At 66.5% G+C, this 15,863-nt stretch carries 13 protein-coding genes; 6 read left to right on the forward strand and 7 right to left on the reverse strand.

What is annotated here, in order from left to right; translation table 11 throughout:
- Positions 1-10: 10 nt before the first annotated feature.
- Positions 11-1,537 carry an APC family permease gene (locus ACVWY0_RS02995; protein ID WP_485835350.1) on the forward strand — a complete coding sequence of 509 codons (1,527 nt, stop codon included), beginning with the start codon at positions 11-13 and terminating at the stop codon, positions 1,535-1,537.
- A 9-nt stretch (positions 1,538-1,546) separates the two neighbouring features.
- On the forward strand, positions 1,547-2,755 hold the full coding sequence (locus tag ACVWY0_RS03000) for an acyl-CoA dehydrogenase family protein (protein ID WP_485835351.1): 1,209 nt from the start codon (positions 1,547-1,549) through the stop codon (positions 2,753-2,755).
- 127 nt (positions 2,756-2,882) lie between these two features.
- Here ACVWY0_RS03000 and ACVWY0_RS03005 read toward each other — a convergent pair whose 3' ends face one another.
- Complete coding sequence (locus ACVWY0_RS03005; RefSeq protein ID WP_485835352.1) at positions 2,883-3,494, reverse strand: TetR/AcrR family transcriptional regulator; 612 nt, start codon at positions 3,492-3,494, stop codon at positions 2,883-2,885.
- Between the two features lie 172 nt (positions 3,495-3,666).
- Here ACVWY0_RS03005 and ACVWY0_RS03010 point away from each other — a divergent pair, with 172 nt between their 5' ends.
- Positions 3,667-6,828 carry a glycoside hydrolase family 2 TIM barrel-domain containing protein gene (locus ACVWY0_RS03010; protein WP_485835353.1) on the forward strand — a complete coding sequence of 1,054 codons (3,162 nt, stop codon included), beginning with the start codon at positions 3,667-3,669 and terminating at the stop codon, positions 6,826-6,828.
- An 80-nt stretch (positions 6,829-6,908) separates the two neighbouring features.
- Here ACVWY0_RS03010 and ACVWY0_RS03015 read toward each other — a convergent pair whose 3' ends face one another.
- The 5 genes from ACVWY0_RS03015 to ACVWY0_RS03035 form a co-directional block, all read right to left on the reverse strand.
- Entirely contained in the window at positions 6,909-8,234 is a 1,326-nt protein-coding gene (locus ACVWY0_RS03015; RefSeq protein WP_485835354.1) for an MFS transporter, read from the reverse strand.
- Entirely contained in the window at positions 8,231-8,719 is a 489-nt protein-coding gene (locus ACVWY0_RS03020) for a winged helix-turn-helix transcriptional regulator (protein WP_485835355.1), read from the reverse strand. Before ACVWY0_RS03020 ends, ACVWY0_RS03015 begins: the two co-directional genes overlap by 4 nt.
- A 62-nt stretch (positions 8,720-8,781) precedes the next feature.
- On the reverse strand, positions 8,782-9,945 hold the full coding sequence (locus ACVWY0_RS03025) for a cystathionine gamma-synthase (protein ID WP_485835356.1): 1,164 nt from the start codon (positions 9,943-9,945) through the stop codon (positions 8,782-8,784).
- Between the two features lie 13 nt (positions 9,946-9,958).
- Entirely contained in the window at positions 9,959-11,344 is a 1,386-nt protein-coding gene (locus ACVWY0_RS03030) for a cystathionine beta-synthase (protein ID WP_485835357.1), read from the reverse strand.
- Positions 11,345-11,387: 43 nt separating this feature from the next.
- On the reverse strand, positions 11,388-11,780 hold the full coding sequence (locus ACVWY0_RS03035) for a VOC family protein (protein WP_485835358.1): 393 nt from the start codon (positions 11,778-11,780) through the stop codon (positions 11,388-11,390).
- Positions 11,781-11,934: 154 nt separating this feature from the next.
- On the opposite strand from ACVWY0_RS03035, the gene ACVWY0_RS03040 reads away from it, so the two are divergent.
- The 3 genes from ACVWY0_RS03040 (at position 11,935) to ACVWY0_RS03050 (ending at position 14,785) form a co-directional block, all read left to right on the forward strand.
- Entirely contained in the window at positions 11,935-12,918 is a 984-nt protein-coding gene (locus ACVWY0_RS03040; protein ID WP_485835359.1) for a DNA-3-methyladenine glycosylase family protein, read from the forward strand.
- Between the two features lie 95 nt (positions 12,919-13,013).
- Entirely contained in the window at positions 13,014-13,982 is a 969-nt protein-coding gene (locus ACVWY0_RS03045) for an ABC transporter ATP-binding protein (RefSeq protein WP_485835360.1), read from the forward strand.
- A complete protein-coding gene (locus ACVWY0_RS03050; protein WP_485835361.1) occupies positions 13,982-14,785 on the forward strand; it encodes an ABC transporter permease in 804 nt (267 codons plus the stop codon). Before ACVWY0_RS03045 ends, ACVWY0_RS03050 begins: the two co-directional genes overlap by 1 nt.
- Positions 14,786-14,864: 79 nt before the next feature.
- Here ACVWY0_RS03050 and ACVWY0_RS03055 read toward each other — a convergent pair whose 3' ends face one another.
- A complete protein-coding gene (locus ACVWY0_RS03055) occupies positions 14,865-15,782 on the reverse strand; it encodes a hypothetical protein (RefSeq protein WP_485835362.1) in 918 nt (305 codons plus the stop codon).
- Between the last annotated feature and the right edge of the window lie 81 nt (positions 15,783-15,863).

The following is a 15,863-nucleotide window of genomic DNA, read 5'->3' on the forward strand; positions in this document are numbered from 1 at the left end:
CGGTGACCGTATGAGTGCGGAGACGACGACGGCGGGCGGCGGTTCCGGCGGACCCTCCGGCGGTGCCGTCCCCGCCAAGGGGCTCCACGCGGGAATCCTGGACCTCGGCGACTCGGTCATGCTGGGCCTCGCGTCCACGGCGCCCGTGTATTCGCTGGCCGCCACGCTGGGCCTGATCGTCGCCGTGAACGGAACCTACACTCCCCTGATCCTGGTCCTCGGGTTCATCCCCGTCCTGTTCATCGCCTACGCCTTCCGTGAACTGAACAGCGCCATGCCGGACTGCGGCACCACGTTCACCTGGTCCCGCCGGGCGTTCGGTCCCTGGGCAGGCTGGGTGGGCGGCTGGGGTGTTGCCCTGGCCGGCATCGTGGTCCTGGCCAACCTGGCACAGGTGGCAGGACAGTACCTGTGGCTGCTGATCGGCGACGGCTCAGTGGCAGAAAACAAGGTGGTGGTCACGGCCACCGGCGTGCTGTTCATTGTTTTTATGACCTTGGTGAACTACCGGGGCATCCGGCTGGGCGAACACGTCCAGAGGGTCCTGACCTACGTGCAGTACGTTTCACTGGGCATCTTCGCGCTGGCCATCATAGTGCGGATCGCGGGCGGGGCACCCGAAGGCCAGGCGTTCGACTTTGAGTGGTTCAACCCGGCCGGTGCCTTCGCCGACCCCTTCGCCGTGGTGCACGGTTCGCTCCTTGCCCTGTTCATCTATTGGGGCTGGGATACCTGCCTGGCCGTGAACGAGGAAACCGAAAACCCGACCACCACGCCGGGGCGCGGCGCCGTCATTTCAGCCTTTGTCCTGGTGGCCATCTACGTCTCGGTGGCCCTGCTCGTGATGATGTACGCCACCGTGGGTACCGAGGGCATCGGCCTGGGCAACGAAGCGAACCAGGCCGACGTCTTCCTGGCCATGAAGGACGTGGTCCTGGGTCCGTGGGGCTGGCTGATTGTGGTGGCCGTGCTGGCCTCGGTCCTGTCGTCCACGCAGACCACCATCCTGCCCACGGCCCGCGGCACACTGTCGATGGGTGTGCACGGCGCGCTGCCGCCGAAGTTCGGCGAAGTCCATACCCGCAACCAGACCCCCGGATTCTCCACCCAGGTCATGGGCGCAGCGGCCGTGGTGTACTACGTGGCCATGAGCTTCCTCAGCGAAAACCTGCTCTCCGATTCCATCAGCGCCATCAGCCTGTTTATCGCGTTCTACTACGCGCTGACGGGCCTCGCGTGCTTCTGGTATTTCCGGGGGACCTTCCGGGAATCGGCCCGCAACCTCTGGTTCCGCGGCATCCTTCCGCTGCTCGGGGCACTGATCCTCACGGCGGCGTTCTTCATTTCCGCCGTCCAGATGTGGGATCCGGCCTACGGTGACACCCAGATCTTCGGCGTCGGCGGGGCGTTTGTCAGCGGCGTGGTGCTCCTGGCCCTGGGCGTCGTCCTGGCCGTTGTCTGCCGGTTCCTGCCGTCAACGCGGGAATACTTCACCGGGAAGCCGACGGCGGCGGCTGCCACACCGACGTCGGCCTAAGATACACAGATGAGCGACGCTGGAGTCACCGCCGAACTGCCCCTTACACCGGACCCGTCCGACGTCCTGGCGCTTAATGCGCTGCTGAGCGCTGACGAGCGGGCACTCCAGCAGCGGATCCGCGACTTCACGGACCAGCGGATCAAGCCAAACATCGCCCGCTGGTACGACGACGCCGTCTTTCCGCTGGAGCTCGCCCCCGAACTCGGCGAGCTGGGCGTCCTGGGGATGCACCTGGAAGGCTATGGCTGCCCCGGCCGCTCCGCCGTCGAATACGGCCTGGCCGCCATGGAACTCGAGGCCGGCGATTCCGGGATCCGGACCTTCGTCTCGGTGCAGGGGTCCCTGGCCATGACGGCCATCCACAAATGGGGTTCGGAGGACCAGAAACAGGAGTGGCTCCCCCGGATGGCCGCCGGTGAAGTGATCGGCTGCTTCGCCCTGACCGAACCCACAGCGGGCTCCGACCCGTCCTCCATGACCACTTTTGCCCGCCGCGACGGCACCGGGGACAGCGCCGGCTGGGTCCTGGACGGTGCCAAACGCTGGATCGGACTGGCCTCCGTGGCCGGGGTGATGGTGGTGTGGGCCCAAACCGATGACGGCGTCCGCGGCTTCCTGGTGCCGGCCGGTATGGCGGGCGTGACCGCAACGCCCATCACCCAGAAGCTCTCCATGCGCGCTTCCATCCAGTGCGATGTGGTGTTCGACGGCGTCCGGCTGGGACCGGAGGCCATGCTGCCGGCTGCGATGGGCCTGCGCGGGCCGTTTACGTGCCTGAACGAGGCGCGCTACGGGATCATCTGGGGTGCCATGGGCGCCGCCCGTGATTCCTACGAAGCCGCCCTGGCCTACTCCCAGGACCGGCTGCAGTTCGGCAAGCCGCTGGCCGGGTACCAACTGACCCAGCAAAAGCTCGTGAACATGCTGCTGGAGATCCAGAAGGGCACCATGCTGGCCTTCTATCTGGGGCGCCTCAAAGACGAAAAGAAGCTGCGGCCCGAGCAGATCTCGCTTGGCAAGCTGAACAACGTGCGCGAGGCCATCAAGATCGCCCGGGAAGCCCGCTCCATCCTCGGCGGCAACGGCATCACGCTGGACTATTCGCCGCTCCGGCACGCAGCCAACCTGGAATCAGTCCGCACCTACGAGGGCACCGACGAGGTCCACATGCTCGTGCTGGGTCAACACATCACGGGCCTCGGCGCGTTCCGGTAAACCCACCCGCCCCTCCCCAACTGAGTAGCAGTAAGTGTCGTTTTGAGGACTCATAACGACAGTTAGTGCTACCTAGTTGGGGCTCGTTCGACCTGATGGAGCTGGCCGGGGGTCATATACGCGTTGGTTATTCGGGCAGGATGACCAGCTCAAGGTAGCCACGCAGGCACCCTGCCATGTCGACGCTGTCGGGCGACAACAGCCACTGTGTTTGGATGCCGTCCCACAGCGCAATCAATGATGCCGCGGCGGCTTCCGGCACGACGCCGGGGCGCAGCCGCCCTTCCCCGGCGAGCTGCGTAAACCGGCGGGCATAACTCCGCCGCAGCAGTTCAAAACGTTCGGTGAAGTACTCGCGCCCCGGATGGCCGTCCGTGACAGATTCCGCGCACAGCACGGTGTACAACTCAATGACGCCCGGGATTTCTTCGTTGAAGCGCGCCTGGCGGATGACGGCGTCAACCAGCGTTTCCTCCGGATCGGGAGGCGTTGTGCCGTCTCCGGTGATCGAGTCGCGCCAGTTGAGCACGGCAAGCAGCAGATCGCTTTTCGTCGGGAAGTAATGCAAGAGGCTCGTCTGGCTCATTCCAACGCGGTCGGCAACGTCCTGCAGGGAGCCACCGCGGTACCCGTGGGCCGCAAACACGGCGTGCGCGGCAACCAGGATCGCGTGACGGCGTTCCGTCGACTTCGCATATGGTCCCCGCCGGGAGGGCCTGCTCACCTCGTTTGTGGTCATGGCAAGCCAGTGTACAGGCGGATTTGTGCGATAAATCAAAATTCGAGTCACTACTCGAATTTTGTGTTAGCCTTTCTCGTATCGATTCCAGACGTGTCGGACCTCACAGTCTTGCCATGGTGGTCCTGCAGCGCCTCTGGCGCGGCGGGCTTACAGAAGGAGCAGTCAAGTAATGTCCCAGTCCACAGCATCCGGGCGCCCCGCCGATGTTTCCTACATCATCGACCGCGGACCGGGTTCGGGCAGGCGGACAGCCGCCCGATCCTGGCTGCACACGACCGCTCCCACCCGCTCGCTCAACGGCAATTGGCGCTTCCGGCTCCTGGCCGGCGCGCCCGGAACCCCCGGGGGCCGTGGCGTCCTGCCCGCCGGTGAGGCTGTCGAGGGCGTCGCTAAGGAGGCGTTCGATGACTCGTCGTGGGACGAGATCGCCGTCCCAGCCCATTGGGTGCTGGAAGGCGACGGCCGGTATGGGCGGCCGATCTACACGAATGTCCGCTTTCCCTTCCCCACCGATGCGCCCAACGTCCCCGACGAGAATCCCACCGGCGACTACCGGCGCACGTTCGAACTGCCGGAGGCATGGACCGAAGCCGAACGGATCCTGCTGAGGTTCGACGGCGTCGAGTCGCGGTACAAGTTATGGGTCAACGGGGTGCCGATCGGCGTCGGCGTCGGGAGCCGGCTGGCCCAGGAGTTCGACGTAACCGACGCTGTGCGTCCGGGATCGAACGTGCTGGCCGTCCGCGTGCACCAGTGGTCGGCATCGAGCTACCTCGAAGACCAGGACCAGTGGTGGCTGCCTGGCATCTTCCGCGACGTGACGCTCCAGGCACGGCCTGCGCGCGGCATCGACGACGTCTGGCTGCGCACCTCGTTCAGCGGCCCCGGTGGTTCCGGCGCCGGCACCATTGACCCTGAAATCACGGCAAACGGTGACGCCTTTCCGGTGACGCTGTCCGTGCCGGAGCTGGGCGTGGACGTCACGTGGACCTCCGCGGCGGACGTTGCCCCGGTGGCGATCGACGCCGTCGAACCGTGGTCTGCCGAGATCCCTCGGCTGTACGACGCAACGGTGAGCAGCGGAACCGAAACGCTCTCGCTACGGCTGGGGTTCCGCACGGTGGAAATCGTGGGCGACCGCTTTCTGGTCAACGGCCGGCGGGTGGTGTTCCACGGCATGAACCGTCACGAGACCCATCCCGACCGGGGCCGCGTCTTCGACGAAGAATCCGCCCGCGCCGATCTGGCCCTTATGAAGCAGTTCAACGTCAATGCGATCCGCACCAGCCACTATCCCCCGCATCCGCGGCTGCTGGACCTGGCCGATGAAATGGGGTTCTGGGTGGTGCTTGAATGCGACCTCGAAACGCACGGATTCCATGCCCAGCAATGGGCCGGCAATCCCAGCGACGATCCCGCCTGGCGCGAAGCCTTTGTGGACCGCATCGAGCGCACCATCGAGCGCGACAAGAACCACCCCTCCATCGTTATGTGGTCGCTCGGCAACGAGGCCGGCACGGGCGCCAACCTCGCCGCCATGGCCGCGTGGGCCCATGCCCGCGACACCGGACGCCCCGTGCACTATGAGGGTGATTACAGCGGCGCCTACACGGACGTCTATTCGCGAATGTACTCCTCTGTCCCCGAGACCGAGGCGATCGGGCGCGACGATTCCGGCTCGCTGCTGCTGGGCTGTTCCGCCGCCGAGTCTGCACGCCAGCGGACCAAACCCTTCATCCTGTGCGAGTACGTTCATGCGATGGGCAACGGCCCCGGCGCCATCGACCAATATGAGGACCTCGTTGACCGCTACCCAAGGCTGCACGGTGGCTTCGTCTGGGAATGGCGTGACCACGGCATCCGCACACGCACGGCAGACGGAACGGAATTCTTCGCCTATGGCGGCGATTTCAACGAGGTCATCCACGACGGCAACTTCGTGATGGACGGAATGGTCCTCTCCGATTCGACGCCGAGTCCGGGGCTGTTCGAATACAAGCAGATCGTGGCGCCGATCCGTTTGAGCCTGGGCACCGAGGTGCCCAATGGAACAGCGTCCGACGGCGGTACGCGGCAATTCGTCACAGTCGCCAACCTGCGGCACTCGGCGGATGCGTCCGACGTCGTGCTCCAGTGGCGGACGGAAGTGGATGGGGTCCGCAGCGACTCGGGCGAACTGGCAGTGGCCGGCAGCTCCGGCAGGGCTCTTGCGGCAGGCGAATCAATGACCCTGGAGTTGCCGGGGTTTGCTGTCCCAGGGAGCGGCGAGCACTGGCTCACCGTTGAAGCCGTGCTCCGCAAGGACACCGGCTGGGCTCAGGCCGGGCACGTGATTTCAGCCGCCCAGCTGGATCTCACGGCGCCTGCGGCACCGGTTCAAGCGCCGCGGCCGCTGGCTTCCGCCGGCAGGACAGGCACCCTGGAAGCCCAGTCTGCGGGTGCCGGTTCCGCTGGAGCCGATACGGTAACCCTCGGACCCGCGGTCTTCGAGGAGGGCGGGCTCGTGTCACTGGGCGGCCTGTCCGTGGCCGGTCCCCGCCTGGAGCTCTGGCGTGCACCGACGGACAATGACGGCGGAGCGGGCCACGGCAGTTATGATCTCGCCGACCCGTGGCTGAACAACGGAAACGGCGTGCCGGCCCCGCCGTCTGCCGAGGTGTGGCGCAAAGCCGGCCTGGACCGCCTGACTGCCCGTGTGGAAAAGGTCGCGGCGAACGAATCAGGCGTGGCGGTCCGGACACGGTACGCGCCTGCGGACAGCGCCGACTCCGTGACGGTCGAAGAGCAGTGGCAGCTCACCAATGGGGAGCTGTGGCTGCGCCTGGACATCGTTCCCAGCGCGGGTTGGGACATGATCTGGCCGCGCATCGGGGTCCGGTTCGATCTGCCCGGTTCCGTGGACGGCGCCTCCTGGTTCGGCGCCGGGCCGCGGGAATCGTATCCGGACAGCATGCACGCGGCACTGGTCGGGCGGTATTCGGCAGCCATCGACGACCTCACGGTGCCCTACGCGAAGCCCCAGGAGAGCGGGCACCGCAGTGCCGTGCGTTCACTTGAGCTGAACAACGCGGGTGCACCGTGGCTGAGGATCGAGACGGTGGCGGATGCCCGCGGGCGCCGGCCCGGTTTCACCTTGGCCCGTCACACCGCGCAGGAGGTCAGCGCCGCCGCCCATCCCCACGAGTTGCCCCGGAGTGAGTGCAGCTACCTCTACCTGGACGCCGCCCAGCACGGTTTGGGTTCACGGGCCTGCGGTCCGGACGTCTGGCCGGACTTCGCGCTTCGTCCGGAGGCCCGCACGCTGACGCTGCGCATCGGGACTGCCGGCTAGAGGCGCCGAGATGGCATTTCGCGGCAATGTCAGGCGCCGCGACTGCCGCGAAGTGCCATCTCGACGCGTTCCGGACCGGGTTACGCAGCTCCGACCGGGACGGGTTCCTTGGCGCCTGCGTCCTTGCGGATGGTCGCGCTGATCACGGCGGCGATGGTGCACATGGCAGCCGCGCCGAACCAGGCGTAGGTGTACTGGCCGGTGGCGTCCCGGATGGCGCCGGCGCCGAGGGCAGCGGCGGCCGCACCCAGTTGGTGGGCCGCGAACACCCAGCCGAACACCACACTGCCGTCCGCGCCGAACGTTTTCCGGCAGATTGCCGCGGTGGGCGGTACCGTCGCCACCCAGTCCAGGCCGTAGATCACCACAAAAACAATCATGCTCGGCTGGACGGTGGCGCTCAGGAGCAGCGGCAGCACCAGCAGGCCGATCCCCCGGAACTGGTAATACACGGCAAGCAGGATTTTGGGGTTGTACCGGTCGGTCAGCCAGCCTGAGGCGATGGTGCCCACGATGTCAAAGATCCCGACGACGGCGAGCAGCCCAGCTGCGGTGGTTTCGGGCATGCCGTGGTCGTGGGCGGAGGGGATGAAGTGGGTGCCGATCAGCCCGTTCGTGGTGGCTCCGCAGATCGCAAAACCGGCCACCAGCGCCCAGAATGTCCGCACTTTGCTGGCCCGCTTGAGCACCTGGAGGGCGCGCACTGCGGCGTTGCTGCTCCGGCCGCTGTCCACGGGGTCCGCTGCCGCAGCGGTGGACTCAGCCGTCCCCTCCTCAGGTGCCGCTTCACCGTAAGGCAAGGCACCGACGTCGGCCGGTGAGTTTTTGAGGAACTTCAGTACCAGCGGAACCACCGCCAGCGCGCCGGCGGCGATCAGCAGCGAGGCCTGCCGCCAGCCCGGATCCTGGGCCAGCATGGCGATGAACGGCAGGAAGACCAGCTGGCCCGCGGCGCTGCCGGCGGTCAGGATGCCGATCACCAGGCCCCGGCTCTTGGAGAACCAGGTGTTCGCGATGGTGGCGGCGAAGACGAGGGCCATGGAGCCCGTGCCGAGGCCGATGAGCAGTCCCCAGGTCAGGAGAATCTGCCAGGACTCGGTGACAAGAACCGTAAGCGCGCTGCCGGCGCCGATCATCACCAAGGCGGTGGCGGTGACGGCGCGGATCCCGAACCGTTCCATCAGGGCCGCGGCGAAGGGGGCGGTCAGGCCGAACAGCACCAGGTTGATGCTGACGGCTGCGGACAGAACGGTGGTGGACCAGCCGAACTCCTGCTGCAGCGGCACCATGAGGACACCCGGGGCAGCACGGAATCCGGCGGCTCCCACAAGGGCCAGGAAGGCGACAGCAGCGACGATCCAGGCGGGGTGCAGGCGTCGGCGGCGGGTTGTTTCGGTGGCGCTCATGCGGAAGTGGCCAGTTGCACGGGCGCATCCGTCCGGGTGAGGCTGTGCCAGCTGGTGTTCGCGGCCGTGAGCCGTTCCCCGCAGCCGGTGCACGTGTCCGCGGAGCTGGTCCGCTGGCCGCAGCCGGAATGGATCACAAACATGTGGGCCTGGTCCGAGGGTGCCGGGAGGTGCTTTTCCGCCCACATAACCACGGCGTTCAGGACAGGGAGGGCGTCCTCTCCCCTAGGAGTCAGGACGTACTCCTGGCGGGGGCGGCCGCCGTCGTCGTACGCCTTCCTTTCGAGCAGCCCCGACTCCACCAGACCCGCCAGGCGCCTCGTGAGCACCGAGTCCGCGACGGCGAGCCGGGACTTCATGGCGTCGAAACGCCCGTTGCCGAAAAAGACCTCGCGGAGCACCAGTATGCTCCAGGGGTCACCCAAAATGTCGAGACCTCGTGCCATGCTGCAGTTGCGCTGGGACCAGTCGGAGCGGAGTACCATAAAGGCACCCTAGCTACCTTTCTTGAAGAAAGCCAGGGTACCTTTTTGGCTGGAGCGCGGCGCTACTTGAGGAAGGTGAAGGCCCGCTCCAGGTCCGCAATGAGGTCTTCCACGTCCTCGATGCCGCAGGAGAGCCGGATCAGGTTGACCGGAACCGCAAGTTCCGTGCCCTTGACCGATGCGTGGGTCATCTCAGAGGGGTAGTTCATCAGCGATTCGATGCCGCCCAGGGATTCCGCCAGCGTAAACACGGAGGTGTTTTCCGCGACTGTGCGGGCCGCCGCCTCGCCGCCCTTGAACTGGACGGACACCATGCCGCCGAACTTCTTCATCTGCTTCTTCGCCAGCTCGTGGCCTGGGTGGGAGGGCAGGCCCGGGTACAGGACGGCTTCCACTTCGGGGCGCTCGAGCAGCCATTCGGCCACGGCCTGGCCGTTGTCGCTGTGCCGGTCCATGCGCACGCCGAGCGTCTTCAGGCCGCGGGTGGTGAGGAACGCGTCCATCGGGCCGGACACCGCGCCCACGGCGAACTGCACAAAGCCGATCTTCTCCGCGAGCTCCGCGTCGTTGACCACAATGGCGCCGCCCACCACGTCGGAGTGCCCGCCGATGTACTTGGTGGTGGAGTGGACCACGACGTCGGCACCCAGGGCGAGCGGGGTCTGCAGGTAGGGCGACGCGAAGGTGTTGTCCACCACGAGGAGGGCCCCGGCGTCGTGCGCTATTGCGGCGAGCGCCTCGATGTCGGTGATCTTCATCAGCGGGTTGGAGGGGGTTTCCACCCAGACGAAGCGGGTCTTGTTCGCGGCCACGGCTTTGCGGACCGCGTCCAGGTCCGCCATGTCCACGGGGGTGTTGCCGATCCCCCAGTCGCCGAGCACGCGGTTGATGAGCCGGTACGTGCCGCCGTAGGCGTCGTTGCCGAGCACGATGTGGTCGCCGGGCCGGGTCAGCGCCCGGATCAGGGAGTCCTCCGCCGCGAGGCCGGAGCTGAAGGAGTACGCGTGGCTTCCGCCTTCGAGCGCCGCGAGCTGCTCCTGCAGGGAGTCACGGGTTGGGTTGGTGCCACGGCCGTATTCGTAACCGTCGCGGAGCCCGCCGATGCCGTCCTGGGCGTACGTGGAGCTGAAGTGCACCGGCGGAACCACGGCACCGGTGCGGGGCTCGAAGGCCTGGCCGGCGTGGACGGCGCGCGTGTTGAAACCCTGGTTTTCAGAAACAGACATGGAGTTCCTTTAGCTAGTTGCTGAGGTAGGCGAGGAGGTCATGGCGGGTGAGGATTCCCACGGGGGCGCCGACGAATGTCACCATCACGGTGTCCACGTCGGAGAGCAGCTCGCGGGCTGCGGAGATGGTTTCCAGCGAGCCGATGACCGGCAGGCGGGGGCCCATGTGCTCGGAGATCTTGTCCGTCAGCTTGGCTTCGCCGCGGAACAGCTTGGAGGTCAGGCTGCGCTCATCCACAGCGCCGAGGACCTCGCCCATCACCACCGGCGGTTCCTGCGAGAGGACCGGGATGTGGCTGACACCGAACTCGTTCATGATGTTGATGACGTCGCGGACGGTCTCGTTGGGGTGGATGTGCACCAGGTCCGGCAGCTCGCCGGTCTTGGACTTGATGACCTCGCCCACTGAGGCTTCTTCGCCGCCAGAGAGGAAACCGTAGGAACGCATCCACTGGTCGTTAAAGATCTTGGCCAGGTAGCCGCGGCCGGAGTCCGGGAGGATGACCACCACCACGGCGCTTTCCGGGAGGTCGCGGGCGGTCTGCAGCGCAGCCACCACCGCCATGCCGGACGAGCCGCCCACCAGCAGCCCTTCCTCGCGGGCCAGCCGCCGGGTCATGGCGAAGGAATCGGCGTCGGAGACGGCAATGACATCGTCCGGGACGGATTTGTCGTAGTTGGCCGGCCACATGTCCTCGCCCACGCCCTCGACGAAGTACGGGCGCCCGGTGCCGCCGGAGTACACCGAACCTTCGGGGTCCGCCCCGATGATCCTGACCCGGCCGCCGTCGGCCTCCGCACGGTCCGCCGAGATCTCCTTGAGGAAACGGCCGGTGCCCGTTATGGTGCCGCCGGTGCCGGCGCCGATCACGCAGTGCGTGACCCGGCCGTCCGTGTCCTGCCAGATTTCCGGCCCCGTGGTCTCGTAGTGGCTGCCGGGGGCGGCCGGGTTGGAGAACTGGTCGGGCTTGTAGGCGCCCGGAATTTCCGTGACCAGTCGGTCCGAGACGCTGTAGTAGCTCTGTGGGCTGTCCGGGGCCACGGACGTGGGCGTGACCACGACTTCGGCGCCGTATGCCTGAAGCACGGCGCGCTTGTCCTCGCCCACCTTATCCGGCACCACGAAGATGCATTTGTAGCCCTTTTGCTGGGCGACGAGCGCCAGGCCCACGCCGGTGTTGCCCGACGTCGGCTCGACGATGGTCCCGCCGGGCAGGAGCTTGCCGGTCCGTTCGGCCTCTTCGATCATTTTCACCGCGATGCGGTCCTTGATGGAACCGCCGGGATTGATGTATTCCAGCTTGACCAGGACTGTGGCTTTGAGGCCTTCCGTCACGTGGTTGAGCTTGATGAGCGGCGTGTTACCGATGAGGTCCAGGACGGACTGCGCGTACTTCATAGGTACAAAGTTACCGCCTGCCGCCGCAGGTCCTGCCCGGGGCTCAGCTCCCTGCCGAGGAATCTGTCTGCCAGAGGCCCATGGTGTTGCCTTCGGTGTCCGTGAAATAGGCGTAATAGCCCATTCCCGGAACGGCGTCCTTGGCCTGGGCGACAGTACCTCCAGCGGATTCGACCTGCGCCAGCGCGGCGTCCACGTCCTCCACATCGATGGTGATGATGGGGCTCTTGAGGTTGTCCGTGCGGGGGAACAGGGCCCCGTTGATGGCCCCTGGCGCGCTTGGCAGACCTGTCTGTTCGTCCGACGGCGTGGTGATGGCGATCGTGTAGTCCATCTCCTGCATGGGGGTCAGGGTCCAGCCAAACGCGCTTTGGTAAAAGGTGTTGGCGCGTTCCTTGTCATCGGAGGGAATCTCGAAATGCACAACTCCAGCCACAGCATGCTCCTTTGAATGCGAGGGGAAGGCGCGGATGAATGCGAGGGGAAGGCGCGGACGCCCCGCGCCCCACGATGGAGTCTAGTCCTGGCATCTTCGGTCTGTAAGGGGCTCCGGAAGCTACCTTGTCAGCCCACCGTGGGACCATGAATACATGACCATCCTTGACGCCCCCGCCCGGCTTGCCGCCGCCGCGGATGCGTCCCTGCGCTGGCATCCGGACGGCCCGTACAGCCTGCACCAGACGCTGGGCACTCTCCTGCGGGGTACCGGAGATCCGTCGTTTTCGTTCGGGCCGGACGGGTTATGGACGGCGTTTACGACGCCGGACGGCCCGGTCACGCTCCGCCTCACCGCTGCCGCGGATAGGGCTGTTGACGCCGCTGTTGACGCGCAGGCCTGGGGTCCCGGTTCCGCCGCCGGACTCGCCGGCGTGCCCCGGCTCCTGGGCGCCGAGGACGACTGGTCGGCGTTTGACGATCCCGCCTTCCAGGCCACGCTCCCCCGGATGGTCCGTGACGCCCGACGCCGGAACCTGGCTGTCCGGCTGCCCTCCACCGGGCGGGTGGTTGATTGCCTCGTGCCCACTATCCTCGAGCAGAAGGTCACCGTTATTGAGGCCCGCCGCGGCTACCGGTACCTGATGTACCGGTTCGGCTCGCCGGCTCCGGCGGCCGGAAGCGCGGCGCCGGAAGGGCTCCGCCTCCAGCCCACCCCTGAGCAGTGGCTGCGCATCCCCTCGTGGGAATGGCACCAGGCCGGCGTGGGACCCCAGCGTTCGGCGACCGTTATGCGGGCCCTGCGATCCGCCGTCGCGCTTGAACGGCTGGCCGCCTTGCCAGCAGTGGAGGCGGCAGCAAAGCTGCAGGTGATCCCCGGCATCGGGGTGTGGACCGCGGCCGAAGTGGTACAGCGTACGCACGGCTGCCCGGACTCCATCGCGGTGGGCGACTACCACCTCGCCGCCTATGTGGGTGCCGCCCTCACCGGCCGCCGGACGGACGACGCCGGCATGCTGGCCTTGCTTGAGCCGTGGACCGGGCACCGGCAGCGGGTGGTCCGGATGATCGGCCTGAGCGGCTTCCGCAAACCGACGTTCGGGCCGCGGATGACCATCCAGGACCACCGCCGGCACTGACGGTTCCGCCGTGGACTCGGGCCGCGGATGGGTATAGCGTGGCGCCATGGAGCCCGCACCAGAGCCCCGGAATTCCGCATTCTCTGGAGTCACCCATGATCCACACCGACAAACTGACCAAGACATTCACCGTCAAGAAGGAAACGGTAGAAGCCGTCAAGGGAGTCGACATCGATGTTGCCCCGGGCGAGCTTGTGGCTTTCCTAGGCCCGAACGGCGCGGGCAAATCCACCACCCTGCGCATGCTCACCACGCTGCTCCGGCCCACTTCCGGCACGGCAACTGTCGCGGGGGTGGACGTCGCAGCGGACCCGGCCGGCGTACGCGCCCGGATCGGCTACATCGGCCAGGGCAACGGCGGCGGCCACAGCTTCCGGGTCATCGACGAACTGATCATGCAGGGCCGCTTCTACGGTATGAACTCCACGGATGCCGCTGCCCGGGCACAGGAGCTCCTGGCGTCCATGGACCTGGCCGACCTCGCCAAACGCACCGTGGTCAAGCTGTCCGGCGGGCAGCGGCGGCGGATGGACGTGGCGCTGGGGCTGATGCACTCCCCGCGGCTGCTGTTCCTGGATGAACCGTCCACCGGCATGGACCCGCAGAACCGGGCCAACCTGTGGGACCACATCATGCGGTTGCGCGCCGAGCACGGCACCACCATCGTCCTGACCACGCACTACATGGACGAGGCCGATTTGATGTCCGAGCGCGTGATTGTGATTGACCACGGGCAGATCATCGCCGATGACACAGCCGCCCGGCTGAAGGCCAACCTGGCCGGTGACCTGCTTGCCGTCGAGGTGGCGGCGGATTCCGCCGCGGGTGTGCGCGGGCTGCTGAGGCGGGCCGCCGCGGGCGGTGAGGTCAACGAAAACTCGTACGACGGCGTGGTCCGCTTCCGCCTCCGGCTCACCGAAGGCGCACGGCTGGCACCGGCGCTGCTGCAAGAAATGAACGACGCCGGCGCTCCCGCCCAGTCCCTGGAGCTGAAACCGCCCACCCTGGACGATGTGTTCCTGGAGCTGACCGGCCGCAATCTGCGGGAAGGAGCAAACCGCTAATGGCTGTGCAAAGCACCGAGGTCCTGGAAAAGCCAGGCCTGGTCCAGATCCTGCATGACACCAGATTCGTCTTTTGGCGCGAGATGCTGCTGCCGCTGCGGGACCCCTTCTCGCTGGTCTTTTCGCTGCTCCAGCCGCTCGTGTTCCTGGGCCTCTTCGGCCCGTTGCTCGGTGCGGCCGTGGGCGCTCCGGCGTTCGGCGGCCAGTCCACGCTGCAGTGGTTCCTGCCCGGCGTCGTGGTCATGATTGCCCTGTTCGGCACGTCCATGACGGGCTCCAACTTGCAGTACGAGCTGATGACCGGTTCTTATGAGCGGATCCTGGCCACGCCGCTCTCCCGCTCGTCGCTGATGATCGGGCGGGCGCTGAAGGAATGGGCGCCGCTGGTGGTGCAGGGTCTGCTGATCGCCTTGGTCTGCATCCCGTTCGGCTTTGTGTTCTACCCGCTGCACGTGGTGTTCGGCCTGGTCATCCTGGGGATCTTCGGGATCGGGCTCGGCGCCCTCTCCTACGCGCTGGCCCTGGTATCGCAGAACAAGGAGTGGATCTTCTGGGGCGTGCAGCAGACGCTGCTCTTCCCGCTGATGATCCTGTCCGGCATTATGCGGCCCATCGAGGCCGGGCCGGACTGGATGAAGACCGCCAGCCTCTTCAACCCGCTGACCTACCTGGTCAACGCCGAGCGGGAGCTGTTTGCCGGCAGCGTCGGGACCGACACGCTCCTGGGCCTCCTCGCCGCATCGGTGACGGCCGCCGTCGGGCTTGTAGTGGGTGTGCGGGCCATCAACCGCAACATCAGCTGAAGCCCCGCCCGCCGATGCAACGCGGGGTCACTTCTGGCCCGATAAACCCCGATTATCGGGCCAAAAGTGACCCCGGGATTTAGTGGGAGCGGTGTGCTCGTTTGATTCTGGCGACGAGCTCCCGAAAACCGTCGGCGAGGTCGTCTGCGTTCGGCTTGAAATAGGACCAGCCGGCGCTGATGAAAAATTCGTCGCGGCGGTTATCCCGCGACTGCTGTTCCCTCGTTCGGTGTTGCGCGCCGTCGTACTGCACCGCGATCCGGTGCTTTCGGTAACCAAGGTCGGCTGCGGGCGACCTCGGATTGTCGGGATCAAGACGGAGCTGCAATTCGGGTTCAGGCAAGTGCGCGTCCAGGAGCGCCAGCCGAAGGAACGTTTCGGGGAACGAGTCCGACCCAACCCGCATCTCATCCAGCGCCAGCCGCGCCTTTTCAACGCCTTGCATGTTGGGATGCTGCCGGATCAACAGGCGCAGTCCTTCTTTATAGGCAAACGGCACGCTGCGGAACTCCAACGCCGGCCGCGGCGTGCGGATCAGTTGGTCTCCCATGGCCACGAGATATCGCAGCGGTAGCTGTTGTGCCAGGTCAAGCCACGTCCGAGGCGGCCCGCTAACCCTGATCCCATCAATCTCTACGACTTCACCCGGAATCACGTGCACGCGATGACCGATGACGCCGGCCCGCCGAACCCTGGGCAATCCGTGCGGCTTGCTGAGGTGGACGCGCGGCTCCTGGCCCAGCCAGGGAGGAAGGCCCAAATCGAAGAAAATAGCCGCTGTCTCGTGGGACACCCAGGCGTCCGGGGTGGCAGCGCAAAGCACTCGCACCCGATCAATCAGGGAAACGTCCCGGCCGGCGTGCGCCCGGATCAGCCGCCCGGCGCCAACCAGGTCCTTCGCGTGCAAACGCTTTGGTGCAACACCCAGGTCTCGTGCCTGATAGACCGTGAAGGGAGCCTTGGCGAGATCCTCAGGGAGCGGCTTCGCAGTAACCATGGCACCAATTGTGCGCCCCGGGAAGGAACAGCGTCTGAAGTTATCCACAGGGCACCCGCACACCCAGCGACGCGGGGTCAC

Source organism: Arthrobacter sp. UYNi723, assembly GCF_054057635.1.